The sequence below is a fragment of the Bradyrhizobium sp. CCBAU 11361 genome (assembly GCF_028128935.1).
Taxonomy (GTDB): Bacteria; Pseudomonadota; Alphaproteobacteria; order Rhizobiales; family Xanthobacteraceae; genus Bradyrhizobium; species Bradyrhizobium niftali.
The window spans coordinates 45,776-62,153 of the sequence record NZ_LBJZ01000175.1; the positions used below are offsets into that span (position 1 = coordinate 45,776).

General features: G+C 60.2%; 14 protein-coding genes and 5 pseudogenes. 8 read left to right on the top strand and 11 right to left on the bottom strand.

Annotated features, from left to right (window positions below):
• Positions 1–160 precede the first annotated feature (160 nt).
• From XI08_RS20540 to leuC, 4 genes are all read right to left on the bottom strand, one after another.
• Complete coding sequence (locus XI08_RS20540) at positions 161–1,198, bottom strand: alpha/beta fold hydrolase (protein WP_442869848.1); 1,038 nt, start codon at positions 1,196–1,198, stop codon at positions 161–163.
• 45 nt (positions 1,199–1,243) lie between these two features.
• On the bottom strand, positions 1,244–2,566 hold the full coding sequence (locus tag XI08_RS20545; protein ID WP_271575719.1) for a 2-hydroxycarboxylate transporter family protein: 1,323 nt from the start codon (positions 2,564–2,566) through the stop codon (positions 1,244–1,246).
• Positions 2,567–2,637: 71 nt separating this feature from the next.
• Complete coding sequence (gene leuD / locus XI08_RS20550; protein WP_271575720.1) at positions 2,638–3,246, bottom strand: 3-isopropylmalate dehydratase small subunit; 609 nt, start codon at positions 3,244–3,246, stop codon at positions 2,638–2,640.
• Positions 3,243–4,667, bottom strand: a complete 1,425-nt coding sequence (gene leuC, locus XI08_RS20555; RefSeq protein WP_271575721.1) for a 3-isopropylmalate dehydratase large subunit — start codon at positions 4,665–4,667, stop codon at positions 3,243–3,245. The genes leuD and leuC overlap by 4 nt, the downstream gene beginning before the upstream one ends.
• Positions 4,668–4,767: 100 nt before the next feature.
• On the opposite strand from leuC, the gene XI08_RS20560 reads away from it, so the two are divergent.
• A complete protein-coding gene (locus XI08_RS20560; protein ID WP_271575722.1) occupies positions 4,768–5,706 on the top strand; it encodes a LysR family transcriptional regulator in 939 nt (312 codons plus the stop codon).
• A gap of 211 nt (positions 5,707–5,917) precedes the next feature.
• Here the strand turns inward: XI08_RS20560 and XI08_RS20565 are convergent.
• The 5 genes and pseudogenes from XI08_RS20565 to XI08_RS20585 form a co-directional block, all read right to left on the bottom strand.
• Positions 5,918–6,223: pseudogene (locus XI08_RS20565) on the bottom strand (IS5 family transposase); the annotation flags it as partial.
• Between the two features lie 651 nt (positions 6,224–6,874).
• Positions 6,875–7,324 carry an alpha/beta fold hydrolase gene (locus tag XI08_RS20570; RefSeq protein ID WP_271575724.1) on the bottom strand — a complete coding sequence of 150 codons (450 nt, stop codon included), beginning with the start codon at positions 7,322–7,324 and terminating at the stop codon, positions 6,875–6,877.
• A 401-nt stretch (positions 7,325–7,725) separates the two neighbouring features.
• Positions 7,726–8,122: pseudogene (locus XI08_RS20575) on the bottom strand (transposase); the annotation flags it as partial.
• Positions 8,123–8,340 (bottom strand): annotated as a pseudogene (locus XI08_RS20580) (AI-2E family transporter); the annotation flags it as partial. It lies immediately after the preceding pseudogene.
• Between the two features lie 142 nt (positions 8,341–8,482).
• A complete protein-coding gene (locus XI08_RS20585; RefSeq protein ID WP_271575726.1) occupies positions 8,483–9,487 on the bottom strand; it encodes an alpha/beta fold hydrolase in 1,005 nt (334 codons plus the stop codon).
• 372 nt (positions 9,488–9,859) lie between these two features.
• On the opposite strand from XI08_RS20585, the gene XI08_RS20590 reads away from it, so the two are divergent.
• The 3 genes from XI08_RS20590 to XI08_RS20600 all read left to right on the top strand — a co-directional run bounded on the left by XI08_RS20590 (position 9,860) and on the right by XI08_RS20600 (position 13,262).
• Positions 9,860–10,036 carry a hypothetical protein gene (locus XI08_RS20590; protein WP_271575727.1) on the top strand — a complete coding sequence of 59 codons (177 nt, stop codon included), beginning with the start codon at positions 9,860–9,862 and terminating at the stop codon, positions 10,034–10,036.
• A gap of 397 nt (positions 10,037–10,433) precedes the next feature.
• Positions 10,434–11,855, top strand: a complete 1,422-nt coding sequence (locus tag XI08_RS20595; protein ID WP_271575728.1) for a sensor histidine kinase — start codon at positions 10,434–10,436, stop codon at positions 11,853–11,855.
• A gap of 81 nt (positions 11,856–11,936) precedes the next feature.
• A complete protein-coding gene (locus tag XI08_RS20600) occupies positions 11,937–13,262 on the top strand; it encodes an MFS transporter (protein ID WP_271575729.1) in 1,326 nt (441 codons plus the stop codon).
• A gap of 145 nt (positions 13,263–13,407) precedes the next feature.
• Here XI08_RS20600 and XI08_RS20605 read toward each other — a convergent pair whose 3' ends face one another.
• Entirely contained in the window at positions 13,408–13,914 is a 507-nt protein-coding gene (locus XI08_RS20605) for a YciE/YciF ferroxidase family protein (RefSeq protein ID WP_271575730.1), read from the bottom strand.
• A gap of 303 nt (positions 13,915–14,217) precedes the next feature.
• Between XI08_RS20605 and XI08_RS20610 the strand changes: the two genes are divergently transcribed.
• From XI08_RS20610 to XI08_RS46405, 4 genes and pseudogenes are all read left to right on the top strand, one after another.
• Complete coding sequence (locus XI08_RS20610; RefSeq protein WP_271575731.1) at positions 14,218–14,535, top strand: hypothetical protein; 318 nt, start codon at positions 14,218–14,220, stop codon at positions 14,533–14,535.
• A 12-nt stretch (positions 14,536–14,547) separates the two neighbouring features.
• Positions 14,548–15,168, top strand: a complete 621-nt coding sequence (locus XI08_RS20615; RefSeq protein WP_271575732.1) for a general stress protein — start codon at positions 14,548–14,550, stop codon at positions 15,166–15,168.
• An 82-nt stretch (positions 15,169–15,250) separates the two neighbouring features.
• A pseudogene (locus XI08_RS46400) lies at positions 15,251–15,619 on the top strand (alpha/beta hydrolase family esterase); the annotation flags it as partial.
• Positions 15,579–15,863, top strand: a pseudogene (locus tag XI08_RS46405) (PHB depolymerase family esterase); the annotation flags it as partial. The pseudogenes XI08_RS46400 and XI08_RS46405, both read left to right, overlap by 41 nt.
• 174 nt (positions 15,864–16,037) lie before the next feature.
• On the opposite strand, the gene XI08_RS20625 reads toward XI08_RS46405, so the two are convergent.
• Positions 16,038–16,238: a hypothetical protein gene (locus XI08_RS20625; protein WP_271575733.1), complete on the bottom strand. Its 201-nt coding sequence runs from the start codon at positions 16,236–16,238 to the stop codon at positions 16,038–16,040.
• Positions 16,239–16,378 lie beyond the last annotated feature (140 nt).

Genomic DNA, 16,378 nt, shown 5'->3' on the forward strand with positions numbered 1-16,378 from the left:
GCCGTCAACGATCGTGATCGAGTTTCGATTCGTCGGACACAGCGCGGGTTGGTTGAGCTTCGCCGCGAGCGCGGCGATCACTTCGATCGTTAGGTTCAACGGCCGACCCGTGCCGGGGACTGAATCTTTGCTCGCCAACTTCGGCGGCCGGATGCATTTGTCAGGCAAGGAACGCATTTAGCTTCCCGAGGAGCAGCTCCGGTGCTTCTTCCGGAAGATAGTGGCCGCAGGGCAGACTTCCACCTTGCACATCGTTCGCCTTGGCACGCCATGTATCGAGCACGTCGTAACTCGATCCGACGACTCCCTTTCCTCCCCAGAGCACCAGCAACGGGCAACCGATCCTCCTGTCGGAGTCTGCCTCATCGTGGATCAGGTCGATCCCGGCGGCGGCGCGATAGTCCTCGCACACAGCGTGCAGGGTCTCGCGGCTGTAGCAGCGGCGGTACTCTTCAAATGCAACTGGGTCGATCGCGCCCGGCGTCTTGTTCTGCTTGTTGATATGGGTCTGAAGGTAGAACTCGAGATTGTTGCCGATCAAGGTTTCGGGGAGCGGCGCCGGCTGAATGAGAAAGAACCACCACATGTAACGCGTGGCGAACTCCTTGTTCACCTTGGCGTACATCGTCGCGGTTGGCGCGATGTCCAGCAGAACGGCCTTGGAAACGGCATCCGGGTGATCAAGCAGCAGGCGATGCAGAACGCGCCCGCCGCGATCGTGGCCCACCGCCTGGAAGCGGTCGAAACCGAGCGCGCGCATCACCTCGAGCTGATCGCGCGCCATCTCGCGCTTGGAATATCCGATACTGTCCTTGCCGCCTTCAGGCTTGCTCGAGTCGCCGTAGCCGCGCAGATCGGCCAGCACCACGGTAAATCGCTCCGCAAGCGTGGGAGCCACCTTGTGCCAGCACGCCACTGTCTGCGGGTGCCCGTGCAGCAGCAGGAGCGGCGGTCCGTCGCCTTTCAGGAACGTGTTGATCTCGGCCCCGCTCGTCTTGAGGCGCATCTGGCGAAACCCCGGCAGCAGCTTTTGAATCTGGCCCGTATTCACAGCATCGTTCTCCTTAGCAAAAGCCCCCGGTGCCAGTATTGCCGAACCGAAGGCACCCGTTGTCAGCGCCATCGACATCAGATGACGGCGCGTCAGCCCGATCTCAGAGGGATCGGTGCGCGATTTAGTCGGTTCGAAGTCAAGCATGAGAGTCTCCTGGAGTATTCGTCGCGAACGAAGGCGCGGCCTTGATCAAGACATCGATTTTATCAACAGCGTCGCGATCACGATCATGATCGCACCGCCGACGCGGGTGGAGATCTGGGCGAATGCCATCAGGCCCATGCGATCTGCGGCGCCGAGAATGGCGACATCGCCGGTTCCGCCGAGCCCCGAGTGGCAGGCGGTCACGATCGCCGCCTCGACCGGATACATGTTCAGCCACTTGCCGACGAAGAATCCCGACGCGATCATCGCCAGAACGGCGGCCGTGCAGATCATGATGTAGCCTGGGTTGAAGGACGCGACGAGTTGCTGCCAGGACACCAGCAGCGTTCCCATCGCGACCAGGATGGCGAAGGTCAGGTTCGCCGACATGAGCTTGTTGATTTGATAGGCGCCGAGCTCCATCTCAGCCGGCAGTATCCTGGTCAGCTTCAGCGCCACCGCGGCGATGATCATCATGATCGGGCCCGGAATCCCCGTCACCGGCGCCAGCACCATCCCGAGCACGAACAGGGCGCACGACAGGACGATGCCCGCGCCGAGCAAGGCGAGATCGATCGGCTGGTCCGGCCGCGCTTCGCCGAGAATGTCACCGTCTCCGGTCCTGACTAGCATCCCTCTCCCATTGAGATGGACGCGCTCCTCACCAAGACGGGCCAGAAGGCCCGCGCTGACAATCGCGACCACATTGCCGAGAAGAGCCGCCGGCACCATCTGCGCAACGAGCTCGGCCTGCGGCCGCTGCAACATCTCCGCGTAGGCGATGGAGAGCGGCAGGACGCCTTCTGCAAGGCCGCCACCAACGATCGGAATGATGATGAAGAAGAACGTGTCCTTCGGGCTGTGACCGAATAGCAGCCCCATTGCGATCCCCGCCGAGACCGCCGCGATCGTCCCGACCAGGAGCGGGACGAACATGCGAATGAAGCCTTGAACGAGGACGCGGTAGGGCATCCCGAGGATCGAGCCGGCGACCAGGCAGGCAATGAAGAAATATTGGAAGTTGGCCGTGCGGAACGTGGTCGTGATCGCCTTCAGCGCTGCATCGGGCATCAGGCCGTAGCTCACCAGCGCTGACGGCACGAACAGGCAGAGGATGGCCGTGCCGCCGATCTGCTTCAGGACCGGTATCGTCTGGCCGAGCTTGCCGAGCAGAAAGCCAAGCAGCATCAGGACCAATAGACCGCCGATCACATCGTTCGGCAGCTTGCCGAAATGGACGGCCGCTCCACAGACGAGCGCGGCGGCGAGGTAGATGCCGCTCGGCAACGGGCCGATCTTGAGACGGGCAAGCTTCACCGCAGCAGCAGCCTCCGGCGCCTCAGCCGGGCGATATGTCGTGTCTACCAAGGGTCCCTCCGCTGTTTGTCATTGATTTCTTCGTGACGCGGCGATCCGCGCCGCGCTCGAGGTCGTGCAGGTCAGACGATCCAGGGATTCTCCGCGCGGTGCCGCGCCTCGAAGGCGCGGATGTCGTCGGCGAAGAGGAGCGTGGTAGCAATGAAGTCGCGGCCCGACAGGAAAGCCTCCTTCCTGTCCGGCTCGATGTCGAACGAGATCGCGCGATCACCGCGGTCGAAGTGGATCGTCTGCGCCGCAAGATCGATCGTGACGTCGTTGCGCGAACGGTCGGCCACGACGGCGGCGAGCCCGGCCACGACGCCGGCCTCGAGAGCGATCGTCAACAGACCGTTATTGGCGCAATTGTCGTTGAAGATGCCTGCGAAGCTGGTGCCGATCAGCGCGCGGATGCCGAGTTGCTGGAGTCCCCAGACGGCGTGCTCGCGGCTCGACCCGCAGCCGAAATTCGGGCCAACCACGAGAAAGCAGGCGTCGCGATAGCCGGCCTGATTAAGAACGAATTCCGGATTGGGCTTGCCTGCGCTAAAGCGCAGCAGGTTGAAGGCGCCCTCCCCGAGCCCGCTGCGGTCCACGCCCTTGAGGAACATTTTTGGCATGATGACGTCGGTATCGACGTTCGGCGCCATCAGTGGAGCTGCCGCGCCCGCGACCTGATCGAACGGGATCATTGGCGTGCCTTTCCCAGGAGGGAACGTACATCCGTTATGCGTCCGGTGACGGCTGCCGCCGCCACCATCGCCGGGCTCATTAGGTGCGTGCGCGCGCCGGGTCCCTGGCGGCCCTCGAAGTTGCGGTTGGTCGAGGAAGCGCAGCGCTCTCCCGGCCTCAGCACGTCGTCGTTCATCGCAAGGCACATCGAGCAGCCGGATTGCCGCCATTCGACGCCGGCATCGGTGAACACCTTGGCCAGGCCTTCCGCCTCGGCCTGTGCTCGCACCTGGGTCGACCCCGGCACCACGATCGCCCGTACGCCGTCGGCGACGCGGCGGCCGCGAAAGATTTCGGCCGCATCGCGCAGGTCCTCGATGCGCGAATTGGTGCAGGACCCGATGAAAGCGAAGTCGATCGGAACGGATTGAATGGGCAGTCCGGGCGTGAGGCCCATATAGGTCAAGGCGCGGCTTGCGGCCGCCGCGCGGTCCGGCGCGGCCTGCCGCTTGGGATCGGGAATGGTCTCGGTGACCGCGATCGCCTGATCGGGACTCGTGCCCCAGGTCACCAGCGGCGCCACCTCGGACACGTCGAGCGCAACCTCGCGGTCGAACCGGGCATCGGGATCCGAGGCCAGTGCCAGCCAGCTCCTGGCCGCCCGCTCCCACGTCTCGCCCTTCGGCGCGCGCGGACGGCCTTTCAGATAATCCAGCACCTTTTGATCCGGCGCGATCACGACGCCGCGCGCGCCCCCTTCGACGATCATGATCGACATCACGATCCGGGCCTCGACGCTCATGTCGGAGACGGTGGGACCACTGAACTCCACCGCGTATCCGGTGGCGCCGTCGGCACCGATCCGCCGGATCACCTCCATGACGATGTCCTTGGAGGTGCCGCCGAGCGGCAGACGGCCGGTCAACTGCACGCGCATCGTCTTGAGCCGGCGATAGCGAACCGTCGAGGTCGCGAGATAATGCTCGATGTCGGACGTTCCGATACCGTAGCCGAGTGCACCGAAGGCACCATAGGCGGTGCTGTGGCTGTCGCCGGCCGCGATCACCATGCCCGGCATGACCAGTCCCTGCTCGGGGGCGACGACATGCTCGATGCCCTGCCGGGGGTCGAGGATGTCGAAATATTCGATGCCGAAATACCGGGCGTTCTCGGCGAAATAGTCGACCTGTCGCGCCGCCGCGCCGTCGGGCATCGCGCGGGTGCGCTGGGCGGACGTGGAGTTGACGTGATCAACCACCATCAGCGCCGCCTTCGGATTCCAGACCTTGCGCCCGGCCGCGCGCAAGCCTGCAAAGGCTTGCGGACTGGTATATTCGTTGAGCACGGTACGGTCGACATAGAGCAGCACGAGACCCCGATCATCGAGATTGCGGACGACATGGGCGTCGATCAGCTTGTCGTAAAGCGTGCGCGCGGCCATCGCGCCTTTCTCCTCGAGAACTCTTTTTCCAAGGTGCCGCCCGCGGCACTGGAAATCCAATGTCGTGTTCTGATATCGTTATGCAAAGCATGCATAAGCAATGCGGACTGGCGGAGGCGATGCGATGGAGATCAACTGGCTGCACGATTTCATCGCGGTGGCGACCACGCGCAGCTTCTCGCGGGCGGCCGAGCAGCGCAATTGCTCGCAGCCTGCGCTGAGCCGAAGAATACAGGCGCTCGAAGTGTGGACCGGCGCACCTCTGCTGGAGCGCACCACGCACACCGTCAATCTCACGCCAGCCGGCGAAGGTTTTCGCGAGACGGCCGAGGACATTCTGCGCCGGCTCGCCGCCGGCCGACTGGACGCTCAGGAGCGCGCCCGCGGCGCCTCCGACGTGCTGAAATTTGCCTCTACGAACGCGCTGTCGCTGACCTTCTTTCCCAGCTGGCTGCGCGGCATCGAGACGAAATTGTCGTTCGTACCGAACGTTCAGCTCGTTGCCAATCATATGGAGGCCTGTGAACGGATATTGCTATCGGGCGATGCGCATTTCCTGCTCTGCCACTACCATCCGGCGGCGACGACGGCGCTGGCGCCCTCGCATTTCCGGTCGCTGCATGTCGGAGATGACCGGCTCATTCCCGCATCGGTCCCGGTCTCCGGCCGGAGCCGTAAGCCGCGCTTCAGGCTGCCGGGGACGGAAGCAGCACCTGTCCCCTTCCTCAGCTACCGTCTCGAATCCGGCATGGGACGAATCCTCGAAGCGGTGCGCGCGACGTCACCTCTGGATATCCATCTGCGCCCGACCTTCACCTCTCATCTAGCGAAGCTGCTGGTGACGATGGTTCAGGCCGGCCGCGGCATGGCGTGGCTGCCGGAGAGTTTGATCAGCGATCAGCTCGCCTCCGGCGAGATCGTCGCGGCAGGGGAACCGACATGGTGGGTGCCGATCGAGATCCACGTATTCCGGCCGAAGCTTCGACTCGCACAAGCCGCGGAGGCGTTTTGGCAGCACATCGAAAAGGCGGGCTGCTAACTCGGCCGACCAGGCATCGAGCCCTTCGAGCGCCAAACGTCGCGGCAATCTGAATTGTGCAACGAGCCCCGCCCCGATCTAGCTAGAGTCAGCAAGCATTGAGGGCTTCGATAGCAATGAAGCCCTCTCGCTCAGATGCTCAAGCCCTCAGACTTGCGCCAGGCTTCCATCGACGAAGACCTCGCCGCCGTTGGCGCCGGTTCGTAATGCAGGCTCCATGCTGATGCACGCGGACGATGGAAGTGTCGATCATCTGGACAGAGGCATCATGGGTAGAGGCAAGTGCATCTATGATGCGGCCCCAGACACCAGCCCGCCGCCAGCGCACGAATCGGTTATAGCAGGTGGTGTATGGCCCGAACGCGTCTGGCAGATCACGCCAGGGTGCTCCTGATCGCAAGACCCAGAAGATGCCATTAAGGACACGACGATCGCTCACCCGAGGAACGCCACGCGGCTTGTTGGGCAGCATTGGCTTTATAGTAACCCATTCAAAATCGGCGAGCTCATAGCGCATGATACGTGCTCCGGTTTGGGAGTTTGAATCACAAGTGTCTGACCAAACGCACCGCCCGCCGCCGGAGGGGCCGGCAACGGGCGTTTTGGACCAAGCGAAGTGAGATGGTACGCAACGACGGCAGATCCGGATCACCGGTTCATTCACGACAGCAGGCTCCCAGCTTAAAGTGACCAGAGCCAGATTCTCGTATCTAACCCCCTCCCGCCGTAGATCGGGCTATGAATTCGGCAATGAGAGCTGTTATTTCCGCTGGCCGCTCTAAACTAGGGAGATGAGCCACACTCGACATTTCACGCCCCTCGGCGCCCGGTACTGCCGCTGCAACGTGGCGACAGCGTTCCTGAACGTACGGGAAATCTAGGTCCCCCCATACCACAAGAGTTGGCACCGCAATCTCATTGAGCCGGTTAAAGAAGGGCTGAACATCAACGTCCGATCCGAACGGCGGGGAGCGGAGCGCGATGGCGTTCATATCAAGCAGCAGATCGCGAGCGGGACCGGCTACGCGACCTTCGGGGGCCAGCGGTCCATCCAGCCAGAGACGCGCCTTCATTGCATTCAACCGATCGAGGTTGCCAGATTCCTCTGCCTCCTTCGATTGCATCATCAGTTTCTCGATATCGGGAGGGTAGATCGGATCAGGGGCACCTACGACATTGGGGCAATCAGAATAAGGGCGCGAACGCGCGACGGGTGCCGGATGGCGGCATCAAGCGCGATGCGGCCTCCGAGAGAGCAGCCGACGAGGACCGCGGGCTTTCCGTCTGCGGTTGCCTCCAGCACCGCCACGAGATCTGCCAGGGCGGAAAAATCCTCCGGCTCGGCGCGAGTTTCACCGAATCCGCGCCGGTCATAAGCAACCGCTTTGTGTCTGGCGCCCATTCCATTTAATTGAGCCCGCCACATGCGCTTATCGCACACGTTGGCATGAAGAAATACTGTAGGAGTCCCGCTACCCACGACCTCTGTGGCAAGCCTGGCGAGACCAGACGAGATGTATTCCATGGATTGCAATTCCAAAGGTAACGACGTCGCCAGTGAGCATAAAAGGGTTTGATTGAACGCAAAACCCTGGTTGCCTGCATGGGCGTACTGCAAATGTTGCTCTTCGATAGGGGGCACTACGAGGAAATATCGAGCTTGCCAATCGTGCTTAGTCGCTTCCGCACAGGAGCAATCGCGCTTATTCGCCGCGCTGAAGCGATCACGTCGCTCCTGACCACACTTATGAGTACGCGCCCTTCTGTAATGGGCCCGATAATGTCAAGCCTCCCGAGTGAACGTCACGCCGCCGAGCTCATGCTTCTGTCCGTGGTCAACGCCTGGCCGCCACATCATGCTGTCAGAGGGAGCGGTGAGCCTATCTAGATACGCGTGGTTCGTCGGACGACGGCCACTGGGCGTGTAACGGCTTCACCGCATCCACCGTCCCGGCGACGGGACTTCGGGCAATGGGCTTCAGTTCAGCCCGGTTGCATTCCTGCTCTTCTCGCCGTGCTCTATGCTACGATCGGGCCCGATTCGGTCCATCGGTAAGTTGTGCCGTCGACCCAGATCCGATGCAGGATCACTGCAAGCTTACGTGCCAAAGCCACTTTTGCGCGCTTCGAGCCTCGCCGCTTGGCGACGTCCATCCCCCAGCGCTTGAGTTTTGAGAACCGCGTGATGCGCGATAGCAGAACGTTGGCGGCTTCATACAACACCGCCGCACCATCTCGTCTCTCGGCCAGCGTGATTCCGCCCGTGACGTCCTTTTCTCCCGATTGGTATTTTTTGGGCGTGAGCCCGAACAGCGCGCCTGCCGCCTTCGATTTTAAGATGCGATGAGGGTCATCTCGCCGATTTGTAGGTAACAGCCACCAGGGGCCCAACGCCCGGTACTGTCATAAGCCGGCGGAAAATAACGGTTCCCAAAAGCGGCCCCAGAATTGGAACGTAGTTGAAGCATGAAGGCGGCGGCTGCCCACAACCAGAGGTCGGTCTCCCAGCCCGCAGAGATACATCGCAACCCCCGCCGCAATTCCCACCGCAGCATTCATGGCGGTGATCGTGAGCAGATAGGCGGATATGTCCGCTTCGATCTGCTGGGAGATGTCCACAGCTTGCCTCTTGTCGCCTGCGGCAACATTGAAAGCGAAACCACGGCGTTTTCTCCATCCCCCACGCAAGTATGTCCTGCCGGAGCCCGAACCCGCGAAGCCTCCGAACTCGGCCATGGTTAGCGGTACGCGCCAGCGCTTCCCCGCATCCGATGGACTAGTGCAGGGTCTTGGCAGCGGCTTCGTCGATGGCCGCCATCAAATCAGGAGTGGCAGACTGTTGGATCATATGCCCCGCTCCGGCGATGCGGTGCAATTTGCTCTGCTTGACCTCGTCATGCAGCCTGGCCGATTGCTCATCGATATCGATCAAACGATCATCCTCGCCCGCAAGTATGATCGTAGGCATGTCGAGTTCGCTGTAGGTCTTCGAGGAAGCAGACGCAGCGGGAATCATCAACGCCGATTCCACCGCGCTGGCCCGGATCTGTGATGGCCGGAAGGCCATTTCCTTCGGAAAGCCGGCGAATTTCTCGGGGACTGATCGCGGGCCAAACACCTTGCGCAACATCGCAGGCCACATCAAACGACTGAGGATCGGTGAGATGGTGTAGCTGATGATATCGCCAAGCCCAGGTATGGCAGGTAGCGACGAGGCCACTACGTCGGCGCGGGCGGTCGGAAAATAATATCCCGATGCCAGCACCAAAGCTTCGACGAACGACGGATGTCTTGTCGCCAGCGCCACGGCGACCGACGCCCCCCATGAATGGCCAAGCACAATCGCCCGCTGGACGCTCAGCCGATCAAGTGCCTTCTTGAACAGATCTGCCTGTGCTTCCGGGGTCCAAACGACGTTCCGGGGCCGCAAGCTATGTCCAAATCCCGGACGGTCGAACACGATTACCCTGTAATTCGCGGCCGCCAGATCAATTAGACCGCTCGACTCGAAATCCTGGATCATGCTGCCATTGCCGTGAAAGAGAATCAGCGGCCGGCCATTGCCGCGTTCCACATAGTGCAAACGCACGCCGTTGACGTTGATGAACCGCCCCTGCGGCGGATTATCGCGTAGCGCCTTCTTGGCAAGCTGCCGGTTTACAAGCGCGGTCGCCGCCACGAGGGTAGCTGCACCAGCAACGGTAGTGATTGCAGGATATCGCCTGAAGGCGACCAGACAGTCGGACAGAAACGAGGGGGAGCGTGTTTGCGGAAAAGCCATGCGCAGTACCTCAGGTGGTCTGCACGATGCCTCAGTCAAATGAGAAATGTTGCAGCTCATCCTAAACGGGGGCAGCTGAGCTTTCGTTCCAACCGCAATTTGCGACGGCATTACTGACATGGTGTCGCCAGGCGCGGCCGCCGCAATCACTACGAGGTTCTCATGCGTTTGTATTTGTTGCCATCACAGCCGCTATCGCTCTTCTCATGGGATCTGGCACCTTGTCGTCCTAGCCAGTTCAAGATTACCCTTACTGAGTTGCATGGCGCTGCTCCATACCAAATCAAGACAAGCGACTGAAACGGAGTGTTGGAACCTAACGACTTTGGTCCCGTTCAACATTGTTACCCTTCCAAAGGAGTGACGAGTCTAATGGCTAACAACAAAGACCCAAATGAGAAGCAGCCCGGCGAGAATCCGGAAGGTAAGTACCATTTCAATCCCGGAAATATGGCCGGGAAAAAGCCCGGGGATGCGGAGCAGACTGACGAAAACCATGGCGCGCCGCATGAGCACAAAGAAAGCCCGCCGGTTAGGGCTGGTCAATGAGGCCGCCAACTGGCGGCCTTACTTTTTTCGTGGCGGCCGGTGCCTATAGGCATAGCTGTGCAGCAGTTGAGGTGGGAGAGCGCCATCCAGGAATAAAAGGCTATAATCAACAGTGGCTCAGGTTCCGGCGAGTTGACGCCGATTGAAGAGAGAGTTCTTGACACTTTTCCATCTCAAGCAGCCGTACTCACTTGCAGCGTATGATGCGCTTCATTGGAATTACGATCGTGCGGAAGTCGCGGCAGGTCCACACAATAGGCCTCAGTCTTGGATTAATCGGTGCGACTCGCTGGTCCCAAAGGTGAGCAATTTTGCTCAGACTCAAACTGACGACCGTTCTAAGCTAGTTAACTTCTGCCGTGCGGAGATCAGCGGTTTGCCGAGTTGAGGTTACAGCGTGTCTACGATTACGCGTTTCCCAGGGCCTTCGCGCCCTCAGAACACCAGCCAAGAAGATCTCGAGCGTGAGGTCGCCGCGCGCTTCGGCCTTGTTCCGAATTTTTTCCGATCTGCACCGGATGCGCCTTTGGTCATTCGCGAATTGTGGCTGTTCGCGAAGTCAGCCTACCTGGACAACCCGATCCCGACGCTGTTCAAGGAACGGCTCTTTGTCTATCTCTCCCGCTTTTGCGAAGTTCGTTACTGCATCACGCGACACTGCGGCTTCCTCTTGGGACTCGGTCGGTCTGCCGGCGATCCAAATGCGCCGGTGATGACGGTTCCACAGGTGGTTCGTCTGCTCCAGCGCCCTATCCCTTCTGACGAACACATAGGGGCGGCGCTTGCCCGCTTGGAAGCCATCGCAGAACCGATCAATTGGCCTTCACCCGAGACCGCCTACGATGAGGACCTGCTCACTTCGGCCACTGTGCTCTTCCTTCAGCCCGCGCGCGCAAACCGGGCGAAGCGGGCACTGCGCATTGCCCTTGGCGGCGAAAAATTCGAGTTGCTGGTCGCGTTTCTGACGTTTATCCGGTCAGCTCACTATTGGACATTGATGCATCCGGAGTTGCCCCTTGAAGACGACCTAAATGCGCTGCTGCGCGAGCATGAGCAACTCGCCCAGTTGCTTTTGGAAGATTCTGAAGCTGGTCGCTGTGAGATGGGAACACGGCTATTTGAGGAGCTGGCATCACTACGCGAACTCAACGAACGAAAAACGCTTGAAGACGCAAAGCGTGCCCTTGAAGGAAGCGGACGGCAAAAAGACTTGCTGATCAAGGAGGTCGATCACCGCATCAAGAACAGCTTGCAGATTGTGTCGAGCCTGTTGCATATGCACGCCACAACGGCAGGGGCCGCTGCAGGTCAATTCCACGATGCAGCCGCGCGCGTTGCGGCCATAGCAGCCGTTCATCGACAACTTCATATGTCTGACGACGTCGGAACGGTCGCGCTTGACCAGTATCTCGTCGAACTTTGCCGGGAAATCACAGCGGCATCGAGCAGCGCCGATCAAGCCTGGACGATCGCAGTCGACGCCGACCCGCTCGTCATCCGCACTGATCTTGCGGTGCCGCTTGGCCTTATCGTCAACGAACTGGTCACGAACGCCATTCAGCATTCGCAACATTCGAGCAGAGGCGGGCGCGTGCAGATTGCGCTCAAGACGGCACCGGACCGTTTTTCAATCAGTGTCTCGGATGAAGGCAACGGAACTCCGCTGCACGCCGACAGGCAACCGTCTGGAATCGGCGCACGAATGATCGACGCGTTCGCTCGCCAAATCGACGCCACGATCACAAAAGGGCGCAGTTCGGCCGGTTATTGCGTTAGAGTAACCGTCCCTCGTTGCGCCGATCGGGCGCTCGGAACGTAGGCGTTGCCAGTCTTGTTGGCTCGCAACGCTACCCGGATTTTTGAACACGGGCCTCTAATTGCGATGCGGGAAGGCTGCGCCATGCAAGACGTGGAGAAACGTGTCATTGGCAAGGTTATGTGGCGGCTTATTCCGTTCCTGATCCTGTGCTATTTCGTGGCCTATCTCGACCGGGTCAATGTCGGCTTTGCCAAGCTGCACATGAACCAAGCGCTCGGTTTAAGTGAAGCAGCCTTTGGACTGGGCGCCGGCTTGTTCTTCGTCGGATATTTTCTGTTTGAAGTGCCTTCCAACATCTTTCTGGAAAGAGTCGGCGCGCGTGTTTGGATCGCCCGCATCATGATTACGTGGGGAATCGTCTCGGCGGCTTTCGCATTCATCCCATCGATATCGGCGGCGACCGGAATTCCGGCGGCGGGCGTTTTCTACTCTCTCCGTCTGCTGCTCGGCGCCTGCGAGGCAGGCTTCTTTCCGGGCATCATCTTTTATCTCACCCTGTGGTTCCCGGCGATCTACCGCGCCAGGGTCATCAGCCTGTTCATGCTGGCGATCCCGATATCGTCCATCATCGGATCACCAATCTCCGGGATGCTGCTCGGCCTGACAGGCTGGGGGTTGGAAGGCTGGCAGTGGCTGTTCATTCTCGAGGCATTGCCATCGGTTTTGGTGGGCATCGGCGTCCTGATCTATCTGACCGATTTGCCGCGCCAGGCCCGCTGGTTGCAACACGACGAGATTGCGTGGCTGGAGAACGTGCAGGCCACCGAGAAGCTAAACAAGGAGAAGATCGAGCACCTGTCCTTGGGACAGGCGCTCACGGATCCGCGCATTTTCATGTGCGCATTGGTGTATTTCTGCCTGAATGCTGCAAGTTACGGAGTGGCGTTCTTTCTGCCGACCATCATCAAGGGTTTTGGCGTAAGCGATATCCAGACCGGATTGCTCGCGGCGCTGCCTTTTGTCTTCGGCGCCGTGGGCATGGTGCTGCTCGGTCGTCATTCCGATCGGACCATGGAACGAAAAGGTCACGTCGCCGTGGCGTTGATAATGGCCGCGATTGGGATCGGATTGGCAGGTTTCGTTTCCAACTCCGTCATCGTCATGGCGCTGCTTTGTTTTGCACAGATCGGCGTCTCTGCGGTACCCCCGATGTTTTGGCCGCTGCCGGCAAGTTTCCTGACGGGAGCATCGGCCGCCGCCGGCATCGCCGCGATCAACTCGCTCGGAAATCTTTCAGGTTTCGCCGGTCCCTACGCGATGGGTTATCTGAAGGATTTGACCGGCAATTTTACCGCGGGCCTTCTATTGCTGGCGGGGTGCGCGCTGGCGGGCGCAATCGTTGTCGTGATGTTGCGGATCGATGCAAGGCGCGAGCAATTGTCGGGTGAAATCGCGATGGCGCACTAGAAGGTGATGATTGTCCGAGTACGCCCGTGAAATGAGGGGCCCTTGTTCGGCACGGTGAATGTGTGCCGAACAGGTGCGCATCCAGCCCTGCGCTGGCCAGCCAATACGGACGCCGCCGTATTTGGTGGGGCGGCGCTCCACCCAATTACGCTGCTTCGTCTTTTTCAGCGTCCAGATTAATGACGGCTTTCGCAAGTTTGGTCAGCGCGGCGTCAGTCGCACGTTCCTGGTCAAGGGTCTGTTGGAGCAACTTTTCCGACTTGGTGTAACCGAGTTCTTCGGCCCAAGTGCGAAGCGTTCCGTAGCGGGTCATTTCGTAGTGTTCGACGGCCTGCGCTGCGGCGAGCAACCCCGCATCGTGGGCGGGCATGCCTTGGTACTGGTCCATAATCTCCTGCCCTTCCTTTGCGATACCCACGATTGCGTCACAAGTCTTGCCCTGAGGTTTCTTGTCGATTTCCGCAAACACTTGCTCTAAGCGATCGATCTGACCTTCGGTCTCGCCGAGGTGTTTCTCGAAAGCAGCCTTGAGGTCGGCATGCTGCGCGGCCTTCGCCATTTTCGGCAGGCTCGCGAGAACCTTCTTCTCAGCGAAATAGACATCTTTGAGAGTGTCGTGAAATAGGTCCTCGAGCTTCTTCATTTTCGCCATGGTGGATCTCCGCGATGTGGGGGGATTGCATGGGGGCAATCCCGCGCGTCCGGCTAAGTTCCGACTCAAGCGTCAGTTGACGAGCCGTCGCACACGAGCGGCCCGTAGCCACCGCGGGCTCCAGAAGGGATTCGTCGGCCTCCGAGAACATGCGCGCCAGCGACACTAGCGGCTCTCAGATGTGGTCGATGACTGCTGGGGCCAAAGAATTATTTGGCGATTGGAAATCCACTTAACGTCGCAGGTCCAGGAACTAACGCGGCGACGAGAGATTGGGCTCACACCTGAACTCTGGAGATACCTATGAAACGCTCACTTCTGTTAATTTGCATTGGATTATTGGCGGCTACCACGGCTTCGGCGCAAAATCCGCCTGCGCAGTCGGGACCGAACAACAGCGCGGTCAACAGCCCCGGTCAAAACAACTCCAACGCACCTGTCGCGGGTCGCAACAGTTTCACTGAAGGACAAGCCAAGTCGAAGATCGAGGACGCGGGCTACACCAACGTCACCGAATTGAAAAAGGACGAAAATGGTGTTTGGCGCGGCAAGGCCAGCAAGAGCGGGTCAGCCGCTTCGATAAGCGTCGATTTTCAAGGCAACGTCAATACTGCCAAGTAGGGAAGGTTTAGCATGACCGTTACAATTTCTCGTCTTTACGACAACCACAATGACGCTCAGCAGGCTGTTCGGCGCCTCGAATCCGCCGGCGTGCCGCACTCGGACATCAGCATCGTCGCCAATAATTCAGACAGCTGGTTCAACACCGACAAGAAGCTGGATCGCGATCGCGATGGCGTCGACGATCGCGCCGAAAGTGCCGGGAAAGGCGCCGGCATTGGCGCGGGCGTAGGTGGCACTGCCGGCCTTCTTGCCGGGCTCGGCTTGCTGGCGATCCCCGGCCTCGGACCCGTTGTCGCAGCTGGTTGGCTGGCCGCGACGGCGGTTGGCGCCGCCGCAGGAGCAGCTACCGGCGGTATTGTCGGAGCTCTCACGCAGGCTGGCGTTTCGGAACAGGATGCTCACTCCTATGCCGAGGGCGTCCGTCGTGGCGGCACGCTGGTGTCGGCACGAGTGGCCGATGCGGACCGGTCCCGCCTCGATGCAATATTGAACGAGTCTGCCATCAACCTGCGCGACCGGAGTGCTGCCTGGCAAAAGGCTGGGTGGAAATCGTTCGATCCCGCCAGCAAACCCTACGGTGCGGACGAGGTTCGCAAGGAGCGGCAGCGATACGGCGGCGCATTTCGCTAAGGAACATTGAAACGGCCCGCTCCGGCGGGCCTTTTCTTTTTGCTACTCGCGAATAAAACCCACTTCGCCGTGGGGCACACCCTTGAAAGGACGTCACGGACGCGCGCCCCACTGTCCACGCCGAACGTCGTGCCGGAGGGCGCCCGATATCGAAAGCACGTACAGCAGTCCCGCGGGAAGCCGTGCCTACAAGCTCTTCATCCCAAGCCGCTATCAGGAGCGACCGCTTCCTTTGGTCGTCATGCTTCACGGCTGTACCCAGTCGCCGGATGATTTCGCCGCCGGCACGAGGATGAACTTTATCGCAGAGGAGCATAATTGCTTCGTGGTCTATCCAGCCCAGCCGAGCCAGGCAAACCCGGCAAAATGTTGGAACTGGTTTCGTACAGCCGACCAGCAGCGAGGCAGAGGTGAACCCTCGCTTATCGCGGGCATCACTTGCCAAATCATGCGCGAATATTCAGTTGATCGAAAGCGCGTCTACGTTGGCGGGTTGTCGGCCGGAGCAGGCCGCCGCGGCCATCATGGGAGCAACCTACAACGATCTGTACGCGGCAATCGGTATACATTCTGGCCTCGCGTGCGGGGTTGCCACAGACCTTCCCTCTGCACTCGTCACGATGCGACAAGGCAGGTCCGATCACAAGGTAATTTCAGGTGACCGGTCCCCTGTCCCAACCATTGTGTTTCACGGCGATCGCGACACGACCGTGCATCTCAACAACGGCGGTCAGATTCTTGAGCAGTCTGTGAGAACGATGAGCACACAAAAGAAGCTGCATCGCGGGCAGGTTCCTGAAGGGCACGCCTATACCCGCACGATCCTGAGCGACGCGAGCGGACGCAGAATGCGCCACTACCACGGACGCTTAAATTGGCGACCGCATCTCGGAGGAAGTCAACCAATCAGTCAGGTGCGCTCCGGTCTCCGCGATCCGCGCGCGCTTGAGCAGGGCCTCGCGTTCAGCGCCGGCAGGTAACTGACTGGCTTGCGCCTTGAGTTTAGCCACCTGCTCGGCCATCCGTTCTTCGAGGGATCGTGTCTGTTTCACTCTGCGGCGCTCCCGCATGGCGCACTCCTCAAGCAATTAAAAAACGACTCGGCAACGGGGTCAGCCAGATTTAGTTCCCCCGGACAAAGGTTAATCCGGGATACCTCACATTTGTTAGCGGCATGGGCCGTTTAAGATCAGATTGATATCGGCAGTGC

Coding starts and splice junctions, on each gene's coding strand:
- XI08_RS20540 (WP_442869848.1), bottom strand. CDS start 1,198: ATGCTTGACTTCGAACCGACTAAATCGCGCACCGATCCCTCTGAGATC.
- leuD (WP_271575720.1), bottom strand. CDS start 3,246: ATGATCCCGTTCGATCAGGTCGCGGGCGCGGCAGCTCCACTGATGGCG.
- leuC (WP_271575721.1), bottom strand. CDS start 4,667: ATGGCCGCGCGCACGCTTTACGACAAGCTGATCGACGCCCATGTCGTC.
- XI08_RS20560 (WP_271575722.1), top strand. CDS start 4,768: ATGCGGACTGGCGGAGGCGATGCGATGGAGATCAACTGGCTGCACGAT.
- XI08_RS20585 (WP_271575726.1), bottom strand. CDS start 9,487: ATGGCTTTTCCGCAAACACGCTCCCCCTCGTTTCTGTCCGACTGTCTG.
- XI08_RS20590 (WP_271575727.1), top strand. CDS start 9,860: ATGGCTAACAACAAAGACCCAAATGAGAAGCAGCCCGGCGAGAATCCG.
- XI08_RS20600 (WP_271575729.1), top strand. CDS start 11,937: ATGCAAGACGTGGAGAAACGTGTCATTGGCAAGGTTATGTGGCGGCTT.
- XI08_RS20605 (WP_271575730.1), bottom strand. CDS start 13,914: ATGGCGAAAATGAAGAAGCTCGAGGACCTATTTCACGACACTCTCAAA.
- XI08_RS20610 (WP_271575731.1), top strand. CDS start 14,218: ATGAAACGCTCACTTCTGTTAATTTGCATTGGATTATTGGCGGCTACC.
- XI08_RS20615 (WP_271575732.1), top strand. CDS start 14,548: ATGACCGTTACAATTTCTCGTCTTTACGACAACCACAATGACGCTCAG.
- XI08_RS20625 (WP_271575733.1), bottom strand. CDS start 16,238: ATGCGGGAGCGCCGCAGAGTGAAACAGACACGATCCCTCGAAGAACGG.